This is a genomic window from Azospirillum sp. NS33, assembly GCF_059703765.1.
Map to the genome: position 1 here is coordinate 1 of NZ_BAAKJB010000049.1, position 19,575 is coordinate 19,575.

General features: G+C 71.2%; 21 protein-coding genes. 11 read left to right on the top strand and 10 right to left on the bottom strand.

The annotated features are described in order from the left end of the window. Nucleotides 1–255: 255 nt before the first annotated feature. On the bottom strand, nucleotides 256–1,149 hold the full coding sequence (locus tag AC6H2I_RS27940) for a LysR family transcriptional regulator (RefSeq protein ID WP_497504058.1): 894 nt from the start codon (nucleotides 1,147–1,149) through the stop codon (nucleotides 256–258). Between the two features lie 183 nt (nucleotides 1,150–1,332). Between AC6H2I_RS27940 and AC6H2I_RS27945 the strand changes: the two genes are divergently transcribed. Continuing rightward, nucleotides 1,333–1,662, top strand: coding sequence for a nuclear transport factor 2 family protein (locus AC6H2I_RS27945; RefSeq protein WP_497504059.1), 330 nt, complete (start codon nucleotides 1,333–1,335; stop codon nucleotides 1,660–1,662). A gap of 49 nt (nucleotides 1,663–1,711) precedes the next feature. Here AC6H2I_RS27945 and AC6H2I_RS27950 read toward each other — a convergent pair whose 3' ends face one another. Then, the gene (locus AC6H2I_RS27950; protein WP_497504060.1) at nucleotides 1,712–2,185 is read right to left on the bottom strand and encodes a MarR family winged helix-turn-helix transcriptional regulator; all 474 of its coding nucleotides are present in this window, start codon (nucleotides 2,183–2,185) and stop codon (nucleotides 1,712–1,714) included. Between the two features lie 130 nt (nucleotides 2,186–2,315). Between AC6H2I_RS27950 and AC6H2I_RS27955 the strand changes: the two genes are divergently transcribed. Then, a complete protein-coding gene (locus tag AC6H2I_RS27955; protein WP_497504061.1) occupies nucleotides 2,316–3,110 on the top strand; it encodes an alpha/beta fold hydrolase in 795 nt (264 codons plus the stop codon). Nucleotides 3,111–3,210: 100 nt separating this feature from the next. On the opposite strand, the gene AC6H2I_RS27960 is transcribed toward AC6H2I_RS27955, so the two are convergent. The 5 genes from AC6H2I_RS27960 to flgF are packed head-to-tail and all read right to left on the bottom strand — an operon-like array spanning nucleotide 3,211 to nucleotide 6,849. Further along, nucleotides 3,211–3,717, bottom strand: a complete 507-nt coding sequence (locus AC6H2I_RS27960; RefSeq protein WP_497504062.1) for a hypothetical protein — start codon at nucleotides 3,715–3,717, stop codon at nucleotides 3,211–3,213. Nucleotides 3,718–3,764: 47 nt separating this feature from the next. Then, nucleotides 3,765–4,496 carry a flagellar basal body L-ring protein FlgH gene (flgH, locus tag AC6H2I_RS27965; RefSeq protein WP_497504063.1) on the bottom strand — a complete coding sequence of 244 codons (732 nt, stop codon included), beginning with the start codon at nucleotides 4,494–4,496 and terminating at the stop codon, nucleotides 3,765–3,767. A 14-nt stretch (nucleotides 4,497–4,510) separates the two neighbouring features. Beyond that, nucleotides 4,511–5,314, bottom strand: coding sequence for a flagellar basal body P-ring formation chaperone FlgA (flgA, locus tag AC6H2I_RS27970; RefSeq protein WP_497504064.1), 804 nt, complete (start codon nucleotides 5,312–5,314; stop codon nucleotides 4,511–4,513). 5 nt (nucleotides 5,315–5,319) lie between these two features. Beyond that, nucleotides 5,320–6,105: a flagellar basal-body rod protein FlgG gene (gene flgG / locus AC6H2I_RS27975; RefSeq protein WP_497504065.1), complete on the bottom strand. Its 786-nt coding sequence runs from the start codon at nucleotides 6,103–6,105 to the stop codon at nucleotides 5,320–5,322. Between the two features lie 12 nt (nucleotides 6,106–6,117). Next, complete coding sequence (flgF, locus tag AC6H2I_RS27980) at nucleotides 6,118–6,849, bottom strand: flagellar basal-body rod protein FlgF (RefSeq protein WP_497504066.1); 732 nt, start codon at nucleotides 6,847–6,849, stop codon at nucleotides 6,118–6,120. Nucleotides 6,850–7,098: 249 nt separating this feature from the next. Between flgF and AC6H2I_RS27985 the strand changes: the two genes are divergently transcribed. The 9 genes from AC6H2I_RS27985 to AC6H2I_RS28025 all read left to right on the top strand — a co-directional run bounded on the left by AC6H2I_RS27985 (nucleotide 7,099) and on the right by AC6H2I_RS28025 (nucleotide 17,776). Continuing rightward, entirely contained in the window at nucleotides 7,099–9,705 is a 2,607-nt protein-coding gene (locus tag AC6H2I_RS27985; protein WP_497504067.1) for a hypothetical protein, read from the top strand. Between the two features lie 85 nt (nucleotides 9,706–9,790). Then, nucleotides 9,791–10,675: a flagellar motor stator protein MotA gene (gene motA, locus AC6H2I_RS27990; protein WP_497504068.1), complete on the top strand. Its 885-nt coding sequence runs from the start codon at nucleotides 9,791–9,793 to the stop codon at nucleotides 10,673–10,675. Between the two features lie 6 nt (nucleotides 10,676–10,681). Next, the gene (locus AC6H2I_RS27995) at nucleotides 10,682–11,746 is read left to right on the top strand and encodes a flagellar motor protein MotB (RefSeq protein ID WP_497504069.1); all 1,065 of its coding nucleotides are present in this window, start codon (nucleotides 10,682–10,684) and stop codon (nucleotides 11,744–11,746) included. 178 nt (nucleotides 11,747–11,924) lie between these two features. Next, nucleotides 11,925–13,169: a flagellar hook protein FlgE gene (locus AC6H2I_RS28000; RefSeq protein ID WP_497504070.1), complete on the top strand. Its 1,245-nt coding sequence runs from the start codon at nucleotides 11,925–11,927 to the stop codon at nucleotides 13,167–13,169. 25 nt (nucleotides 13,170–13,194) lie between these two features. Further along, nucleotides 13,195–14,592, top strand: a complete 1,398-nt coding sequence (gene flgK, locus AC6H2I_RS28005) for a flagellar hook-associated protein FlgK (protein ID WP_497504071.1) — start codon at nucleotides 13,195–13,197, stop codon at nucleotides 14,590–14,592. Nucleotides 14,593–14,596: 4 nt separating this feature from the next. Beyond that, entirely contained in the window at nucleotides 14,597–15,697 is a 1,101-nt protein-coding gene (locus tag AC6H2I_RS28010) for a flagellin (RefSeq protein ID WP_497504072.1), read from the top strand. 9 nt (nucleotides 15,698–15,706) lie between these two features. Continuing rightward, nucleotides 15,707–16,861 (top strand): flagellar basal body P-ring protein FlgI, encoded by a 1,155-nt coding sequence (locus AC6H2I_RS28015; protein WP_497504073.1) that lies wholly within the window; start codon nucleotides 15,707–15,709, stop codon nucleotides 16,859–16,861. 25 nt (nucleotides 16,862–16,886) lie between these two features. Continuing rightward, nucleotides 16,887–17,267, top strand: coding sequence for a rod-binding protein (locus AC6H2I_RS28020; protein ID WP_497504074.1), 381 nt, complete (start codon nucleotides 16,887–16,889; stop codon nucleotides 17,265–17,267). Next, a complete protein-coding gene (locus AC6H2I_RS28025) occupies nucleotides 17,264–17,776 on the top strand; it encodes a flagellar protein FlgN (RefSeq protein ID WP_497504075.1) in 513 nt (170 codons plus the stop codon). Before AC6H2I_RS28020 ends, AC6H2I_RS28025 begins: the two co-directional genes overlap by 4 nt. A gap of 242 nt (nucleotides 17,777–18,018) precedes the next feature. On the opposite strand, the gene AC6H2I_RS28030 is transcribed toward AC6H2I_RS28025, so the two are convergent. The 3 genes from AC6H2I_RS28030 to AC6H2I_RS28040 form a co-directional block, all read right to left on the bottom strand. Then, on the bottom strand, nucleotides 18,019–18,270 hold the full coding sequence (locus AC6H2I_RS28030) for a pilus assembly protein HicB (protein ID WP_497504076.1): 252 nt from the start codon (nucleotides 18,268–18,270) through the stop codon (nucleotides 18,019–18,021). Beyond that, entirely contained in the window at nucleotides 18,267–18,689 is a 423-nt protein-coding gene (locus tag AC6H2I_RS28035) for a putative toxin-antitoxin system toxin component, PIN family (RefSeq protein WP_497504077.1), read from the bottom strand. The genes AC6H2I_RS28030 and AC6H2I_RS28035 overlap by 4 nt, the downstream gene beginning before the upstream one ends. Before the next feature lie 310 nt (nucleotides 18,690–18,999). Beyond that, entirely contained in the window at nucleotides 19,000–19,545 is a 546-nt protein-coding gene (locus AC6H2I_RS28040) for a hypothetical protein (protein WP_497504099.1), read from the bottom strand. Nucleotides 19,546–19,575 lie beyond the last annotated feature (30 nt).

Genomic DNA, 19,575 nt, shown 5'->3' on the forward strand with positions numbered 1-19,575 from the left:
GTCCGCGACTACGAAGCCAGGATCGACGTCTCCGGCGGCATGATTCAACTCGCTATGGCGAGCCTGCTACTCCGGCGAGTCTGCCACAGATAGGGTTGTCAAACGGACTCTGAGCGGCGCCGGCGCACCCGCTCAGCCGCCGTCGCAGGTCAGCGGCCGGGCGGGAGGCCCAGCGCATGCGCACCGAGCGCGGCAGGGGCCGTCCGCCGAAGCCCCCGGCCGGCGCAGCGGTGCGCCGGATCTCTGCGGCGACGATCAGTCCGTTGCCGTTGGTGACGCCGCGAATTTCCTGGCCAGATCAACAAACACCTTGAACGCGGCAGACGGGTGCTGCCGGCTGGGATAGTAGAGGCAGAGCTGTTCCTGAGGCGGCGTCCAGTCTTCGAGAACGCGAACCAGGCGGCCAGCGGCAAGGTCGCTTTGGACGTCGGACTCCATGAAGAAGCCGATCCCCATATCCCCCAGCACCGCCATGCGGGCGAGGCTGGCCTCGTCCAGGGTGATCGGGCCGTCCACGTCGATCTGAATCGGCTGTCCTCCCTTCTCGAACGGCCACCGGTACAGCGCCCCATTGGGCAACCTCACGCGGATGCACGGATGGGCAAGCAGGTCGGGAGGGGACATCGGCTGGGTCCGCGTCCGGAAATAGTTCGGTGAAGCAACCACCGCATAGCGGCGGCGCCGGCCGAGCGGCACCGCGATCATGTCGCTGGGGACGAGGTCCGCGGTGCGGATGCCCAGATCGAAGCCGTCCGCGACGATGTCGACGAGGCGGCCCTCGGTGACGAGGTCGACATGGACCTGCGGATGGAGCCGCAGGAACTGGAGCAGGAGAGGAAGGATCTCTCGCGCCGCCGCGGCAAAGCTGTTGATGCGCAAGATGCCGGACGGCGTGTCCTGCTGCGACCGGGCGGTTTCCACCGCCTCATGGATGTCCTGGAGCGCGGGCCCGACCTTGTCCACGAACCGCCGCCCCGCGTCGGTCAGGGAGACGCTGCGGGTCGTGCGATTGAACAGGCGAACCCCCAGCTCCCGCTCCAGCTTGCCGATCGCGTTGCTGAGCGCCGTCGTCGAAACGCCGAGTTCCAGCGCCGCCGCGCGGAAGGACCCGCGGCGCATGATGGCGACCACCGCATCCAGCTCGATCAATCCACTCCGCATGATTGTCCCGAATTTTGTGACGATACATCCCGGTTTATCCCGATTATACAGGTGACGATCCCGGCGTACACTCTCGGCAGATCAGGTCGGGATGGACGGCGCACCCCCGTTTCCGAAGGGCATGGCGTCGTCTTCCCCGACTCCGTCAAAAAGATGATGAAGGAGATCGCCATGATGATGGAGCTGCCTGGCGCCATTTCCGCCTATTTCGCTGCTGACGCGACCAAGGATGCCGACCGCGTTGCCCGGTGCTTCACCCAGGACGCCGTGGTGAGGGATGAACGAAGGGCACATCACGGGCGCGACGCCATCCGGTCGTGGAAGGCGAACGCATCCACCGCCTACAGCTACACCGTCGCCCCCTTCGCGATCGCGTCCGAAGGTGGCCGAACGGTGGTGACGGGCCGTCTGGAAGGCAATTTCCCGGGCAGTCCGACGAACCTGCGCTACCTCTTCGTCCTGGATGGCGACGAGATCGCCGAGTTGGAGATCGTTCCGTGACGGCCTTCCCGCGCCCCGGTTCCGGCGGTGCGAGGGCGGGCGTCACCCTTCACTGAGCGTCGGGTGACGTCCAACCGCCGATGTGCGCGTAAACGGCATCCCGCAGCTGCGCGATCTCGCGGTTGAGCCTTGCCAAAGCGCTGGGCGACGCCCCGGAGGCGCGGAGCAAAGCATCGCCAAGGCACCCGGCCCTGAAGCGCAGAGCCGCTCCTTTGGCCGTCAGTGACACGATCACCTGCCTCTCGTTGGCCGGGTTGCGCGTGCGATGGATCAGTTCCGCGGATTCGAGGCGTTTGACCAAAGGCGTCAGCGTGCTGGATTCGAGGGCGAGTTGCTGGGCGATGCTTCCCACCGTTTGTCCGTCTTTGCGCCACAGGACGTTCAGGACGAGATACTGCGGATAGGTGAGGCCAAGGGCGTCCAGCAGGGGCTTGTAGGCCCGCTGGATGGCGATGCCGGCGGAGTAGATCGCGAAGCAGAGCTGCTCCTCCAATGGCACCGGCGGCTTGTTCTCATCCGACATGGGCTGGCTCCCTTCGCAGCGCGTCCTCCGCCGACATATATCGCGATAAATTTCCCTGGACAAGAGAACCCCTCCGCGATACACACACAGATATCGCGATAATCGTTATCGTCATATCATGGAGGCACACATGAAGAGCATGCTTCAGTCCCTGATCCTGGCCGCCTCGGTCGTCGCCCTGCCGTCCTCGGGTTCGCAGGCGCAGCCGGCCGGCCGGTCCGCCGATCAGGCGGCGGTCAAGAACATCGTCCTGGTCCACGGCGCCTTTGCCGACGGATCGGGGTGGCGGAAGGTCTTCCAGGATCTGACCAGCCGCGGATACCGGGTCACGATCGTCCAGAATCCGCTGACCTCCTTCGAAGACGATGTGGCGGCGACCCGGCGCGCGCTCGACAGGCAGGACGGGTCCGCCGTTCTGGTCGGCCACAGCTGGGGCGGCAGTGTCATCACCGAAGCCGGTGTCCATCCCAAGGTGCGCGGTCTGGTCTACGTGTCGGCCCTGTCGCCCGACGCCGGCGAGACCACGGCGCAGCAGTACAACGGCTACACGACGCCGCCCGAGTTCGTCATCGAGACCAGCGAGGACGGCTTCGGCTTCATCAAGCCCGAGCATTTCGCCGCCGGCTTCGCGGCGGATGCGACGGAGGCCGACGTCGATTTTCTGAAGGCGTCGCAAGTTCCCATCAACATGGCGAGCTTCGGCGTGACCCTCCAGCACGCCGCCTGGCGGACCAAGCCCAGCTGGGCGGTGATCGCGACGGAAGACAAGGCCTTCGACCAGCGGATGCTGCAGGACATGGCGAAACGCATCGGTGCGAAGGTCACCAACGTCGCGGCCAGCCACGCCGTCTTCTTCACGCAGGCGGAGGTCGTTGCGACGGTGATCGACGAAGCGGCCCACCAGTCGGGCGAGGTTTCGCCCTAAGCGCCGGCATCGACGGACCATTCGCTCGTACCGAGGGCGACGACCGGCAACAGCGCCCGACCGCCCGGCCCGGTGAAACCGGCGGTCGAGCCGCCCGCCGTCAGCGCCGGGTGTTGTCCTGGCGCAGCAGGCGGTCGATCAGCACCGCCTTGACCGGGGCGGCCGTGAACTGCTCGTTGGCGCTGGCGCGCAGCGCCGCGGCCACCGCCGCCGGGTCCACCGCCGGCCCGTTGAAGGCGCCGGAATGGGCGAGACCGAACAGCGTCTCCAGCATGGCGCTGCGGACGTGCAGCAGGCGCCGGCGCACCACCGCCGCCTCGATGCCGTCGCCGGCCTCCAGGGTGACCTGGGTCATGACGAAGGCCGCGGTCTCGCCGCGGGCCAGCAGCGGCACGATGAGCTGGCCGCCCTCGACGTAGTGGGGACCGGACACCCCGTCCTCGCCGGCGCGCAGGGGGGGCGCGCCCCCGTCGTCGGCCTCGGCGTCGCCGGCCGGCTCCGCCGCGGCCGCGGCCTGGGCGCGCAGCGTCAGCTCGTAGCGGCCACCGATGTAGCCCCCGGCAAAAAACAGCCCCGCCGCGAGCGCGACCATCAGCAACGCCTTCACCGTCTTCCCCCGTCGCGCTCGTCCCGCCATCGCTCCCCCGCCCCGGATCAGAAGGGCAGGACCACGTCCAGCACCTGCTGGCCGTAGCGCGGTTGCTGCACATCGGTGATCTGGCCGCGCCCACCGTAGGTGATGCGCGCCTCACCGATCTTGTCGTAGTCGATGGTGTTGCCGTTGGAGATGTCCTCGGGCCGGATGACGCCGGCGATGCGCAGCTCGCGCAGCTCGTAGTTCACCCGCATCTCCTGCCGGCCGGCGATGACGAAGTTGCCGTTGGGCAGGACCTGGGTGACGAAGGCGGCGACCCGCATGGCGATCCGCTCGTTGCGCTGGATCGTGCCGTTGCCGCTCGACGTGCTGGAACTGTCGATGTCGACCAGGCTTTCCGGGTCCACCTCGTCGGGCAGGATGGCGCCGAGCTGGCTCTCCAGCCCGAAGAAGCTGGGGACGCCCATGGATTCGCCGTTGCTGCGGGCCCGCTGCGTCCGGTTCTGCAGCTGGGCCTGGTCGGAGATGTCGATGATGACCGTCAGCAGGTCGCCGACCGTCTTGGCGCGGGGGTCGCGGAAGAAGTTGCGCGAGCCGGTGCGCCACAGCGAACTCGGCACCTGCTCGACGTTGATCGGCTGGGGCATGGGCATGGAGATCACCCGGGCCTCGGGCTGCAGGCCCGGGTTGGCGATCTCCGACAAGGGCGGCGGGGTGCCGATCTCCGACAGGCGGGAACATCCCGCCACGGCGACCGACATCAGCACCAGCGCAAGACAGGCGGCGCGCATGGCAAGGCTCCCAGTCAGGGCATGGAGGTGGCGGCGCCCGCGCTCGCGGGGCCGGGCAGGCCGGGACCGTTGACCGACACCGTCTCGGCCCCGGTGATGGTGCCGGTGACCACGGCGTTGCTGGCGATGTTCATGACGCGCACGAGGTCGCCGACGCCGCCGTCCTGCAGGGCGCGGCCGCGCGCGGCGAGGAGCAGCGGGCCGTCCTCGTAGATCAGCACGACCGGCCGGTTGCGCTGGACGACGATGGGGGCGCCGACCGAGCCGACGCGGATCAGCCGGCCGGCCGACACCTGGCGGCGCGGCGACATCCCGACCAGCGCCTCGGCATCGGTGAAGAAGGCGCCGCCGACGCGGTCCAGCGGCATCCGGATCAGCGTCAGGTCGGCCGCGGAGATGACGTCGCCGGGGCGCAGCCGGCGCACCGGCACCGGCACGTCGACCTCGATCGACACCTGCCCGGCCAGCTCGACCAGTTGGCCGTCGCTGCTCACCAGGGCCTGGAAGCTGCCGTCGCGGGGGTCGTAGGACAGCTCGCGCACCGCCTCCACCGGCCCCTCGAACGGCCGGCCGAGGGTCAGCGACACGGCGGCCTCCGGCGGCACCGCCGGGCCCAGGCTGTCGCGCAACTCGGCGGCCAGCGCGGTCTCGGCCGGACCGGCCGCGGCGGCCGCGGCGGCCGCGCCGGTCGGCGCGACGAGCGCCAGCGCCGCGGCCAGGAGGACGCCCAGGAGACCCCCCAGGACGGCGGGCCGGCCGGCGGCGGACAGGGCGCCCGCCCGGTGTGCCGGGCGGATCGGGACGGGGCGGCGGGCCATGGCCATCACCGCATGTTGGTCAGCGTCGAGGCCATCTGGTCGCCGGCCTCGACCACCTTGGCGTTCATCTCGTACGCGCGCTGGGCCGAGATCAGCTCGGTGATCTCCTGCACCACGTTGACGTTGGAGCTCTCCAGGTACTTCTGGCGGATGGTGCCGAAGCCGGCCTGGCCGGCGATGCCGTCCTGCGGCTCGCCCGACGCCGGGGTGGCGCGGAACAGGTTGTCGCCCAGCGCCTCCAGCCCCGATTCGTTGACGAACACGGTGACCGCGAGCTGGCCCTGGTTGAGCGGCTGCGCCTCGCCCTCGACGTAGACGAGGACCTCGCCGGAGCGGTTGATCACCACCTCGCGCGTGCCCTGGGGCACGGTGATCCCCGGGGCGACGGTGTACCCGTCGGCGGTGACGATGGTGCCCTCGGGCGACAGCTTGAAGCTGCCGGCGCGGGTGTACACCGTGTCGCCGCCGGGATCGGTGACGTTGAAGAAGCCGCGACCCTCGATCGCCAGGTCCAGCTCGTTGCCGGTGGAGGTCAGGTTGCCGACGATGTTGATGCGGTTGACCGCCGCCGGCCGCACCCCCAGACCGACCTCGATGCCGGTCGGGATGATGGTGCCGGTGTCGGTGGACTGGCTGCCCTGGCGCCGTTCGGACTGGTACATCAGGTCCTGGAACTCGGCGCGCGAACGCTTGTAGGCGGTGGTGTTGATGTTGGCGATGTTGTTGGAGATCACTTCGACGTTGAGCTGCTGCGCCATCATGCCGGTGGCGGCGATGCTGAGCACGCGCATGGGCGGGCCTCCTTACTGGGATTTGCCGAGTCGGTTGATGGCGGTGCGCAGCAGGTCCTGCCCTTCGTCCATCATCTTGGTCACCTGCTGGTAGTCCCGGGACAGGTCCATCAGGCGTGTCACCTCGACCACCCCCTGGACGTTGGAGCGCTCAACCTTGCCCTGGACCAGCCGGGTGTCGGCGTCGGGAAGCGCCGCCGCCTCGTCGTCGGAGCGGTACAGGAGATCGCCGCTCTGGGTCAGGGACTGGGGGTTGTCGAAGCGCACCACGCCGATCCGGGCGAGGACGTCACCGTCCGCCGACACCAGGCCGTCGGACGCGATGGTCATGGTGGCGTAGTCGGCGTCGATGGTGATCGGCTGCCCGCCGTCGTCGAGCACGGGGTGGCCGCTGGCGGTGACGAGCTGCCCGTCGGTGTCGCGGCGCAGCCGGCCGTCGCGGGTGTAGGCCACCCCGTCCGGGGTGCGCACCGACAACCACCCCTCGCCGTCCAACGCCACGTCGAACGGATTGCCCGTCTCGGAAAACGCGCCGGGCTGCAGGTCGGTGTAGGTGGAGCGGTCGATGGTGAAGGCGATGCGGTCGGTGGGCTTGGTGCCCCCCTGCTCCATCGCCGCCTCGAACAGGTTGCGGTGGCCGCGGAAGCCGACCGTGTTCATGTTGGCGATGTTGTTGGCGACCACGTCGAGCTGCCGGCGCAGGGTCACCTGTCGCGACAGCCCGATGTAAAGCTGGTTCTCCATCGCTGGATATCCCCGGATTTGAACGCTGCCTTAATCTGGACGATGCAGTTTAAAGCCGGGTTTCAACTTCGGTCGGGCGGAACGGAGCGTTCCAGACCTGTCATCGATTTTGTTCTGATTTCGATAAAATTCGGGATGACTGCGATGAATCGGCGGAAAGATCGGCGGACAGACCTCGCGCGGACCGTTGCCTCCACCCTGGCCCTCGCGCTGGCCGCGACACCGGTCGCGGGCGCGGCCGATGCGCCCGTGAGGGGCCAGGTCGGCGACCACCGCACCTTCTCGCGCCTGGTTCTGACCATTCCCAGCGGTCCCATGCCCCGCGTGGTGCCCGGCGCGTGCGAGGTGCGCATCCGCCGCGACGCGCCGACGGCATGGCCAGTGGACGAACTCCGCGACGCCTGGACCGAACGCCTCTCCAACTTCCGGATCACCGGGCCCGAGGACGTGGAGCCGGACTCCGCCCCCGAGGACACGCCCCAGGACATCGCGGAGGACACCGGCGCGGATCCCGCGCCCCCACCCGCAGCCACCGCCGAAACCGGCGGCCCGGCCCTCGCCGCCGCGATCCCGTGCGGCGGGCGGGTGACGGCGATCCGTGAACGCCGGCTGCTGATCGTCGACATCGCCGACCCGCCCGTCCCGACCCGCAAGCCCGGGGCACCGCCCCCCGACCCGCGGGCGCTGGCCCTGGCGGCGGCAACCGCGCCGGAGTCGGCGGCACCGGCACCGGCGGACCCGACGCCGGCGGGCGCCGCCCTGTCGGCCCCCGAGCCGGCGGGCGCCCTGCCCGGCGTCGCGATGGCGCCGGCGGAGGCGGTGGCGGAGGTCGCCCCCTCGGGGCTCGCCGCGCTGGCCGCCGCCGTCGCGCCGGTCGCCACCGCGCACGCCCAGATCCCGGACCCGCCGGCCCGTCCCGGCGCCCGGCCCCGGGCCGCGGAAACCGCGCCGGAAATCGCTCCGGAAGCCGCGCCGACGGCGGCGCCGACCACCGCCCCGCCCACCCCGCCCGCCCCTCCGGTGGCCGCGGCAGCGCCGGCGCCGGCGGCGACGCCGGGCAGCCTCGAGGCCTCGGTTCAGGAGAGCGTGGCGCGCACGCTGCGGCAACTTCAAGACACGCCCACGCCGGCGGCGCCCGGCGCCGCCGCGCCCGCCACCCGCGAGCCGCAGCCCCCGGCCGAGCCGCCGATCGGCCCCATGGACCTTGCGGCGTGGGCCGGAGGCGATTTCGCCACGACGCGCGACGCCCTCCAGCGCGCCTTGGCCGAGGGGCTCGGGCGGGTGCGGGTCGACGCCTTCATCGACATGGCGCGGTTCGACCTGGCGCGGGCCCTGGAGGAGGAGGGACAGGCGATCCTCGACGCCGCGGCCGCCCTGGATCCGGCGGCCGACCAGCGCTACAGTCTGCAGATCCTGGGCGACGCGTTCCGCGCGCTCGAACGCAGCGGCGACCCCGACGAGAGCCTGTTCGTGCGTGTTCCGCCCGGGGTCGCACCCGACCACCACGTCTGGCGCACCGCCACCCTCGCGCCGACCCGGTGGTCCGAGGCCCGCAAGGGCGTGCCCATCGCCCTGAAGCGGCTGCTCGACTATCCCGCCGAGCTGCGCACCCGTCTGCTCGCCCTGCTGGCCGGCTCCGCGGCCGAGGCCGGCGACGCCAACGCCTTGAACCTGATCGTGCTGAGCATGATCACCGTGGAGGGCGAGAGCATGGCCGACGGCCGGCTCGACTACTTCCGCGGCCGCCTGGCCGAGCTGCGCGCGACCCCCGCCACCGCCCTGGAGCACTACGCCAAGGCGGCGGCCGTGCGCGAGGGGCCGTTCGGCCGCCGGGCCGAGGTGCGCTCCATCACCCTGCGCCGCGCCACCGGCGCGCTGGACGACGAAGGCGCGGTGGCCGAACTGGAGGCGCTGCGCTACGCGTGGCGCGGCGACGACGTCGAGATCGACGCCCTTGCGGCGCTGGGCGGCGCCTACGCCCGGACCGGCCGGGTCGACGCCGCGCTCGACATGTTCGGCCTGCTGGGACGGCGCTTCGGCGCCACTGTGAGCGGCCACGACGCGCTCACCGCCGGCCGTGATCTGCTGCTGGCCGTGCTGGGCCGGCTGGAGGACGAGGAGCCCGGCGGCCTCCACGCCCTGGCCCTGCACACCCGCCATGGCCGCCTGGTGACCATGGCCGACGACGAGGACGCCAGCTTGCGCCGGCGGCTGGCCCTGGCGCTGTCGCGCGACGGCTTCTCCGTCGAGGCCGCGCGCATCCTGCACGCCGTCACCGAGGAGACCAGCGGGCCGCGCCAGGCGCGGCTTGGCGCCGCGCTGGCCCGGGTCCTGATCGACGCCGGCAGGGGCGGCGAGGCGCTCGACGTGCTCAACCGCACCGGCAGCGCCGGCCTCGAGCCGGAGCTGGCGCAGCGCCGGACCCTGCTGCGGGCGGAGGCGCTGGTCGGCGCCGGCGACACCCTGCGCGCCCTCGATTCCCTGCGCGGCGTGCCGGGCACGGCCGCCGCCCGGTTGCGCGCCCGCAGCCTGTTCGAGGCCGAGGAATGGGCGGCGGCGCGCGACGCCTACGCCGCGCTGGTCGATCCGGCCGCGTCGCCGCAGCCGGACGACGTGGCCCTCTACGGCCTGTCCGCCCACCTCGCCGGCGACGGCGCCGCGGTGACCGCGCTGGCCACCCGCCACGGCGCGCGCCTCCAGGGCACGCGGTGGAGCGGCCTGCTCGACGCCCTGAAACCCCTGCCGGCCCTCGACGGCCCGCTGGCCGCCGACGACGTGGCGCGCCAGCTGGCGGCGGCCGAGGCGGTGGTGCGCATGGCCGGCCATTGGAGCGGCCAGGCAACGCGCGAACCGTAAAGCCGCTTTAAACGCCGCCCTCTACCGTTTTCCCATCGCCGGCCCATCGCGGCGACGATGGTGCAGCCGTCCCGGAGAATGACCCATGCGTTTGATGTTCGGTTTGATCGCCGTTTTCGCCAGCGTCCTCGGCGGGTTCGCGGCGATGGGAGGGCACATGGCCGTGCTCTGGCAGCCCGTGGAGATCGTCATCATCTGCGGCGCCGGGTTCGGCGGCTACATCATCTCCAACACCCCCAACGTGCTGCGCGAGAGCTGGCGCACCGTGTGCGCCGTGGCGCGCGGCCGGCGCACGTCGAAGAACGAGTACATCGACGTCATCGCCCTGGTGTACGGCCTGCTGCGCGTCGCCAAGTCCAAGGGCATGTCGCAGATCGAAAGCGACATCGACCGGCCCAACGACAGCCCGCTGTTCACCCAGTACCCCAACGTGCTGCGCCACGAACGGTGCATCACCTTCCTGTGCGACTACCTGCGCCTGGTGGCGCTGGGCCAGGACAACGCGCACGACATGGAATCCCTGATGTCCGAGGAGCTGGACACCCTGGGGCGCGAGCTGAACCAGGTGCCCAAGGCCCTGCAGAACCTGGCCGACGCCCTGCCGGCGCTGGGCATCGTCGCCGCCGTGCTGGGCGTCATCAACGCCATGGGCGCCATCAACGAATCGCCGGAGGTGCTGGGCCACATGATCGGCGGGGCGCTCACCGGCACCTTCCTCGGCGTGCTGCTGTCCTACGGCGTGGTCGGCCCGATCGCCTCGGCCGCCCGGCAGCGCCGCGAATCGGAGCTGAACATGTTCATCTGCGTCAAGGCGGCGCTGTGCGCCTACCTGCGCGGCTGCCCCCCGCAGGTGTGCGCCGAGTTCGCGCGCAAGGTGCTCTACACCGACATCCAGCCCAGCCTCGCCGAGGTCGAGGTCGCCACCACCCTTTCCTCGCAGGCCAAGGGCCGCGAGCGCCAGGCGGCGTGACCGGCCATGGCCCGCAAGACCGACCTCACCCCGATCATCATCAAGCGCCACGTCCTCGACCACGGCGAGGACGAGCACAACGGCACCTGGAAGCTGGCCTACGCCGACTTCGTCACGGCGATGATGACCTTCTTCCTGGTGATGTGGCTGTTGAACATCACCACCACCGACCAGCGCAAGGGCATCGCCGACTACTTCAACCCGATCTCCGTGTCGGAGTCCAACTCCGGCGCCGACGGCATGCTGTCCGGCCGCTCGGTCGACGACCAGGGCTCGCTCACCACCCCCAACGCCGAGGGCCAGGACGCGGCACCGGTGGCCTCGCCACCGGTGGTCGCGTCGGTCGGCGACAGCGATCGCGCGCCGGCCGGCCTCAAGGACCCCATGCCCCACCCGATGGGCACCCCGGTGCAGACCCGCCCGGGCACGGATCCGGTCGACCTGCTGGCCGGCCGGCCGGCCGCCACGGCGCAGCCCCCGGCCGGCCAGGGCGCCGCGGGCATCGGACCGGCGACGGCCGGTGGCGGGCCGGCGACGGTGAGCCGTGCCGAGCTGGAGGCCCTGCTCGACCACCAGTCCGCCGCCATCCACGAGCAGGCGGCGCTGGACGGGCTGGAGCAGGAGCTGCGCAACGCCATCGCCGCCTCCCCCGACCTCAGCGCGCTGGTGGACAGCGTGATCGTCCAGCAGGTCGCCGAAGGGCTGCGCGTCCAGCTCACCGACCAGGCCCGGTTCTCGATGTTCCAGGTCGGCTCGGCACGGATGAACGACCAGGGGCGGCGGCTGATGGGCCTGGTGGCGACGGCCCTGGCCGACGTCGACAACCCCATCACCATCACCGGCCACACCGACGGCCTGCCCTACGCCGACTCCTCCAAGTACGGCAATTGGGAGCTGTCGAGCGACCGCGCCAACGCCGCCCGGCGCGCCATGATCTCGGCCGGCATCCCCGGGGGGCGGATCGTCCGCGTCGAGGGCCGCGCCGACCTCGACCACCTCGCCCCGGAGGCGCCGCTGGCCCCGACCAACCGGCGCATCAGCATCACCTTGCTGCGCCAGCCCCCGCGCTGACGCGGGCGTCGAAGACCTTCCCAGAGAAAGCGGCCGGCTTTTTAGGTAAACCGGCCGTTTTTCTTTTAAAGCGCCTTTAAAAGCGCCCCGGTATGGTCAGGATCGACAGTGGTTCGTGGAGAACCCCGGCACTGCTCTCTTCGTCTTTCCGTCCGCAGGTTGACCAGAGGATTCCACGATGAGCCTGTACAGCGCCATGCGAGCCGGCGTCAGCGGCATGTCCGCCCAGAGCAATCGGCTCGCCGTCATCTCCGACAATATCAGCAACTCCGCGACCGTCGGCTACAAGCGGGCCACCGTGGACTTCTCGACCCTGGTCACGGCGCCCGGCAGCACCAACCGCTACGCCGCCGGCGGCGTCTCCTCCAGCGTGCGCTACCAGGTCCTCTCCGACGGCACCCCGCAGGCGAGCGACACGGCGACCCACATGGCCATTGGCGGCCGCGGCTTCTTCGTCGTCGGCAACGCCTCGGCGGGCGCGTCGCAGTATTCGCTGACCCGCGCCGGCAGCTTCGCGCCGGACGACAGCGGCTTCCTGCGCAACGCCGCCGGCCAGTATCTCCAGGCGTGGGAACTCAACCCCGACGGCACGCTGCCCAACGTCAACGCCAGCGCCTTCGACGACCTGGTGCCGGTCAACGTCGGCAACCTGCTCTACGGCGGCAGCGCCACGACCCAGCTCTCCTTCTCCGGCAACCTGCCGGCCCAGGCGGCCACCGGCGACACCTTCACCACCTCGCCGACCTTCTACGACGGCCTGGGCAACCCGCAGGCCGTCGACCTCACCTGGACCAAGACCGCGGTCGCCAACCAGTGGACGCTGACGGCCACCGGGCCGGCCGGCTACACCGTGGCCGGCGTGCCGGTCACCCTGGACTTCGCCGCCACCGGCCCCTACGCCGGCATGCCGGTGGACGGCCTGGGCGACCCGCTGTCGCCGATGCCCACCTTCACCCTCACCTCGCCGGCCACCCCGACGGCCGACACCATCACCTTCGGCTTCGGCAACGTCACCCACCTCAACGGCGACTACGTGCCGCAGGTGATCGGCGACGGCAGCGCGGTGGGGCGCGTCACCACCGTCGACATCGACGAGACCGGCGTGCTGTGGGCGCTCTACGACAACGGCTCCAAGCAGGCGCTCTACCAGGTCCCGGTGGCCGACGTGATGAACCCCAACGGGCTGGTGGCGCAGGATGGCAACACCTTCACCATGGGCACCGATTCCGGCGCGCTCAGCCTCAGCGCGGGCAACACCGGCGCGGTCGGTTCGGTGATCGGCTGGGCGCTGGAGCAGTCCAACGTGGACATCGCCGACGAGCTGGTGTCGCTCATCGAGACGCAGCGGGCCTATTCGTCGAACGCCACGATCGTGCGCACGGCCGACGAGATGGTCGACGAAACCAACCGCCTGAAGCGCTGAGCGCCGACGCACGGGAGCCCCGACCATGAGCATCCAGCTTGCCCTGTCCAACGCCGCCTCCGGCCTGCGCTCCTCGCAGCAGCAGGCGGCGCTGGCGTCGCACAACATCACCAACGCCACCACCGCCGGCTACGTCAAGCGCAACCTCGCCCTGACCGCGGCCAACGTCGGCGGCACCGGCGCCGGGGTGCGCGTCGAGGGGGTCTCGCGCAACGTCGACGAGCTGCTGATCCGCGACGCCCGCCACGCGCAGAGCCTCTACGCCGGCCAGGAGTCCCGCGCCTCGGCGCTGGCCGAGTACGCCCTGGCGCTCGGCCAGCCCCAGGACGAGCGCTCGGTGTCGACCGAGCTGTCGCAGCTTCTCCAGGCGTTCGAGCGGCTCTACGACATGCCCAGCGACGACGCCGCCCAGACCGCGGTGGTCGCCCAGGCGAGCGGGTTGGCGCAGAGCCTCAACAGCGCCGCCGACGCGGCCCTGGCGGTGCAGGCCGACGCCCGCGACCGGCTCGCCGACTCGGTCGACGACGTCAACACCGCGCTGCACCGCATCAGCGACCTCAACACCTCCATCGCCGCGCTGGAGGCCAAGGGCGGCGACGCCGGGGACCTGCGGGACCAGCGCGACCGCCTGATCGACGGCATTTCGGAAGAGATCGGCATCCGCACCTACAGCCGCGACGACGGCCAGGTCGTGCTGATGACCCGCAACGGCCAGACCCTGCTGGACCGCCCGCTGGCCGAGGGCGAGACGCCGCTGACGCTGATCGGCAACGACCTGCAGGTCGACGGCCATTCCCTGTCGGCCAATCCCGACACGGAGATCCAGAGCGGGCGGATCATGGGCTACATCCAGACCGCCACCCAGGACATGCCCAAGGTGCTGGCCCAGCTCGACGAGCTCGCCGCCGGCCTGGTCACCCAGTTCCAGAACGCGGAGGCCGACAGCACCCAGCCCGGCCTGTTCACCGACGCCGGCGCCGCCTTCACCACCGCCGGCGGCCTGGCCTCGCGGATCGCCGTCAACGCCGCCGCCCTGGCGGAGCCCTGGCGGGTGCAGAGCGGCATCCAGGCGGTCGCCCCGCTGGAGGCGGGCGACCAGACCCAGATCGCCGCCTTCATCGACGTGTTCTCCGCCGCCACGACCTTCGCCGCGGCCGGCCTGCCGCCGTCGGCGACGCTGGACGAGTACGCCACCGCCCTGGTGTCGACCCAGCAGGGATACCGCACCACCGCCGAAGCGGAGATGACGACCCGCAAGATCAGCGCCGACACCCTGCAGAACGCGCGCATCAACCGCGACGGCGTCAACATCGACGACGAGATGCAGAAGCTGCTGCTGATCGAACAGAGCTACGGGGCCAGCGCCCAGGTCATCCAGGTGGCCGGACGCATGCTCGACATCCTGCTCCAGATCAAGGCCTGATCCCATGCTGTACAACTCCGTCTCGACCCTCGGCATGAGCCGGCGCGTGCAGAGCACGATGACCGAGCTGCAGATCGAACTGATGCGCGCCAACGAGGAGGCGGCCACGCTGGTCCACGCCGACGTCGCCGCCACCCTGGGGGCGCGCACCGGCCGCGACATCAGCCTGCGCAACCTGTTCGACCGCACCGAGGAGCACATCAAGACCGCGGACCTGCTGGAAGGCCGGATGGCCACCATGGACAGCGCCATGACCAGCATCTACGACGCCGGGACCGAACTGCTGGCCACGGCGACCACCGGGCTGGGCCAGCAGGCGCCGATCGGGTCGTCGTTGCAGATCCAGGCGCGCGGCGTGCTGGAGCAGATCGTCGGCCTGCTCAACGCCACGGTGGGCAACGATTACGTGTTCGCCGGCACCGCCACCGGGGCGGCGCCGATGCGCGAGGTCGACGCCGCGGACCCGCCGCTGCGCTCGCCCATGGAGATCGTGCAGGACGCCATCGACGCCGCCACCGGCGGCGGCCCGCCCGAGACGGCGGCCGAGACGACCGCGGTGATCGCCATGCTGGACGATCTGTTCGCGGTGCGCGACCCCTTGATCCCCGCGACGCTGCCCCTCACCGACACCTACGAGGGCGGCCTCTACGCCGGCACGACGGCGCTGCAGCCCGGTGGCACCCCGTCGCCACGGATCTCCGGCCGGCCCTCCGAGGACGCCGTCATCGCCTACGGCGTGCAGGCCAACGACCCGATGTTCCGCGAGATGATGCAGGGCATCTACATGCTGGCCGCGCTGGACAGCTCGAAGCTGGAGAACGCCGCCTACGCCGATTACATCGCCACGGCGGTCGACAAGATGGCGGTCGGGCTGGGGCAGCTGCGCGATGCGACGGCCCAGCTCGGCATCCAGACCAACCAGGTCACCTCCATCGCCGACCAGCACCGCACCCAGGTCGCCATCCTGAACACCCAGATCGGCAACATGGAATCGGTGGATCCCTACGTCGCAAGCGTGCGGATCAGCCAGTTGGAGGTGCAGATCGACGCCACCGCCGGCGCCACCGCGCGCCTCGCCAAGCTGCGCCTCACCAATTATCTCTAGGCACGCGCCATGCCCGCACCTCTCCGCCGCACCGCCGCCCGCGCCCTGGTCTCAGCCGTCCTCACCGCCGGCCTCGCCATCGCCCTGCTGGCCGGCGCCGCCGTCGCCACCCCGGCGGCGGCGCAGACGCGGATCAAGGACCTCGTCACCATCGACGGGGTGCGGCGCAACCAGCTCGTCGGCTACGGCCTGGTGGTGGGGCTGGATGGCACCGGCGACCGGCTGATCAACGCCCCCTTCACCGAGCAGAGCCTGAAGGCGATGCTCGAGCGCCTGGGCATCAACACCCGCGACGAGACGCTGCGCACCCGCAACGCCGCCGCGGTGATGGTCACCGCCACCCTGCCGCCGTTCGCCCGCCAGGGCACCTCGGTGGACGTGACCGTGTCGGCGCTGGGCGACGCCACCAGCCTGCTGGGCGGCACGCTGGTGGTGACGCCGCTGCTGGGCGCCGACGGCGAGGCCTACGCGGTGGCCCAGGGACCGCTGTCGGTCAGCGGTTTTTCCGCCCAGGGCGCGGCGGCGTCGGTGACGCGGGGCGTGCCGACCACCGGGCGCATCGCCAATGGCGCCATCGTCGAGCGCGAGCTGAAGTTCGCGCTGAACGACAAGCCGGTGGTGCGCATGGTGCTGCGCAACCCCGACTTCACCACCGCCGCCCGCATCGCCGACGCCGTCAACGGCCGGCTCGGCGGCGGCGCGGCGCGGGTGCTCGACCTGTCCACCGTCGACGTGCCGGTGTCCGGTCCGTTCGTCGGCCAGGTCGCCCGCCTGATCGGCACCATCGAGCAGTTGCCGATCCGCCCCGACGGGGTGGCCCGCGTCGTGGTCGACGAGCGCTCCGGCACCATCGTCATCGGCGACGACGTGCGGGTCAGCCGGGTCGCCATCACCCAGGGCAACCTGACGGTGCGCATCGTCGAAACGCCGCAGGTGTCGCAGCCCCAGCCCTTCGGGCGCGGCGAGACGGTGGTGGTGCCGCGAACCGACGTGCAGGTCCAGGAGGGCAACGGCCGCCAGTTCGTCACGGTGGGCGGCAACGTCAGCCTGCAGCAGCTCGTCAACGGCCTGAACGCCCTGGGCGTGGGGCCGCGCGACATGGTGGCCATCCTGCAGGCCATCAAGGCGGCCGGCGCCCTGCACGCCGACCTCGAGATCATCTGACCCACAGCGCGAGGGGGGATTTCCCATGGACGTCACCACGCTGCTCGGACGCTCCGCCGCCGGGCGGGAGGCGGCCGCGAGCGCCGCAACCAACGCCGCAGCCGGTGCGGCGGCCAGTGCGGCGGCCCGGGCCACGGCCACCGGCCTGCCGCTGAACCTCGAAGAGGCCGACAAGGTGGCCCGCGAGTTCGAGGCCCTGGTGGTCGGCCAGATGATGGAATCCATGTTCTCCGGCCTCGACGGCGACCACGTCTTCGGTGGCGGCGACGCGGAGAAGCCGTGGCGCAGCTTCATGCTGCAGGAGTACGGCAAGGCCATCGCCGACGCCGGCACCCTGGGCATCGGCGACCTGGTCCGCGAGGAGGTCGTCCGCCTCTACGCCCTGCAACAGGAGGACACGCCGTGACCGTTACCCTGAAGGACCTGATCCACGAGTTCGCGCCGGAGCCCGCGGCGGCGCCGGAGCCGGCCGCGGACGACGCGGCGCCGGCCTATGACGGGCCGACGGCGCTGGTGGTCTCGGAGTTCCTGGACGCCGTGGAGGCGCTGTGCGCCGTGCTGGAGGAGGAGACGGCGTGCATCGCCGCCGGCGCGCTTGACCAGCTGGAGGTGTACGCCCACCGCAAGGCGGCCATGGCGGCGCGGCTGGAGGCGGCCGGCGCCCAGGCCCGGGACGAGGCGGTGCGCCTGCCCGACGACCTCCGGGCGATGACCCTGGAGCGCCTGGAGCGCCTCGACACGGCGATCCAGTCCAACACCTCCGGCCTGGTGGCGGTGCGCAAGGCGGTGCTGACCATCAGCCGCAACATGCTGACCGCCCTGGAGAAGGCGGCCAGCGACGGGCTCTACGCCCGCAGCGGCCACAACGTCCGCCCGGTGGAGCTGTCGGCCTCGGGGCTGAACACCACGCTGTAGGCCGGCGTCACGGGGGGGCGGCCGCCCTGGCGGGATCGGTCGCAGCGGGCTATGGATCGCGATGACGACGCCCCGAGATCGTCGCCCCGCCGGCTGCCGCTTCCCCGCCGGGGTGACGATGTCAGCGGCTTATGTCGCGCCCGCTGCCCTCAAGCTCGCGCCTGATGAAGTATCCCGGCGAATTTGCAGCCCGTTGAAGACAGTGGTTTCAACATCCATCAGCCTCCTTTCTCAGATCGACGTCACGCGTCCAACCCGTCGCCCGGTGCGGGCGGCGCATCGGGCACCCGGTCGAGGAAGGACCGCAGCCCATCGCCGCTCGCGCCACCGGCGCGCGCCTTCAGGAAGGAGGCGGCCGTCTCGACGGCGCCAACCTTCTCCGCGACCGCGGCGGCGATCCACTGGTTGAGGGACACCCCGTCCTCACGGGCCAGCCGGGCGGCCGCGTCCTTGACGGACGCGGGCAGCTTCAGGGGATAGGTCGCCTTGCTCATGTGGCATCTCCTCGCAGGAACTCAGCCGGGCGGAGCACCGGAACACCGAATCGCGTCGCGGCGGCGAAGTCCCTCACATTGTGGGTCACCAGCGCGTCCGCCCGTCCATTGACGGCCGCTTCCAACACCATCTCGTCGGCCGGATCGGAAAGCTGCGGTCGCCAGGTAAAGCGCACCTCCACCGGCTCCAGGATCGCGGCCAGTTCCCCCAGCAGCCGGTCGACGTCGCCGAGGTCCAGCCCGTGCACGGCCCGCTGTTCCGGCCGCTTCAGAACCGCCTCGTACTCCAGGAACAGGGCGGTGGTGGTCAGGGCGCGGAACCCTCCGTCGGCGAGAAGGCTCAGCACCGCGAACGAAGCGCCTCGCCGGCTGCGCAGGCCGGAGGCGAGGATGCCGGTGTCGAGGATGGCTCTCTTCACGCGGGAGATCGTACCCGATTGCCTCCCGTCCGGCAACGCGGATGACATCCCATGGGATGCCTGGTTGGGCGTGGCGGGCTATGGATCGCGATGACGACGCCCCGAGATCGCCGCTGCGCCGGCGACCGCTTCCCCGCCGAGACCACCCCCAGCGTCTGACGACCGCGCCGCCAGCACCCGGGCCTTCGCGCCTTGGGCCGGGGGGTCGCCGGCGCACCGTTGGGCGGCGTGATCGCCCGGTTCTCGGGCGTCCGCGGGCAACGCGCGCCCTCCTGAACCGCCAGGATCGACAGGGTGACCTGTGCCCCTCCTACGGCTCCCGGGCGGCGGCGCTGGTGATGCTGCCGGCCTGCTCCAGCTTGATGATGCAGGCGACGAGGCCGCGCTGGAACGCCCGGGCCTCGCCGGGCAGGGACACGCCCTGCCCGGTCGGCCAGAATTCCACGAAGGCCGTCGACGCGTTCTCGCCCTCCTCGGGCCACTCGATCATCAGGCCGATGCCCACATCCGCGGACCGCCGGCGGAAGTCGGTGACCAGCACCTTGCCTTCCCAATGCATGCCGCCGCTCCCCCGGGTCGCGCGCTCCTGCGCCCAGCGCCGCAGATAGTCGCGGAAGATATCGGAATTGCGGTCGAACTGCATGTAGGTGGCGCGGTCCACCACCGTGCCCGCCAGGCGCACGGTGTAGCGCGCCTTGCTCAGCGCCTGGGTCACCTCCGCGCACAGGGCGTCGATGGTGGTGAAGGTGCGGCGCACGTTCTCCGACAGCGCGGTCGCGACGGCGCCGCCGTTCAACGCCTGCCGGTTGGCGCGGTCGTTGCGGTAGAGATCGAAGAGATCGTCGGAGTCCCCCATCGCCACCCTGGTTCCCTCGCCCACGCCCGG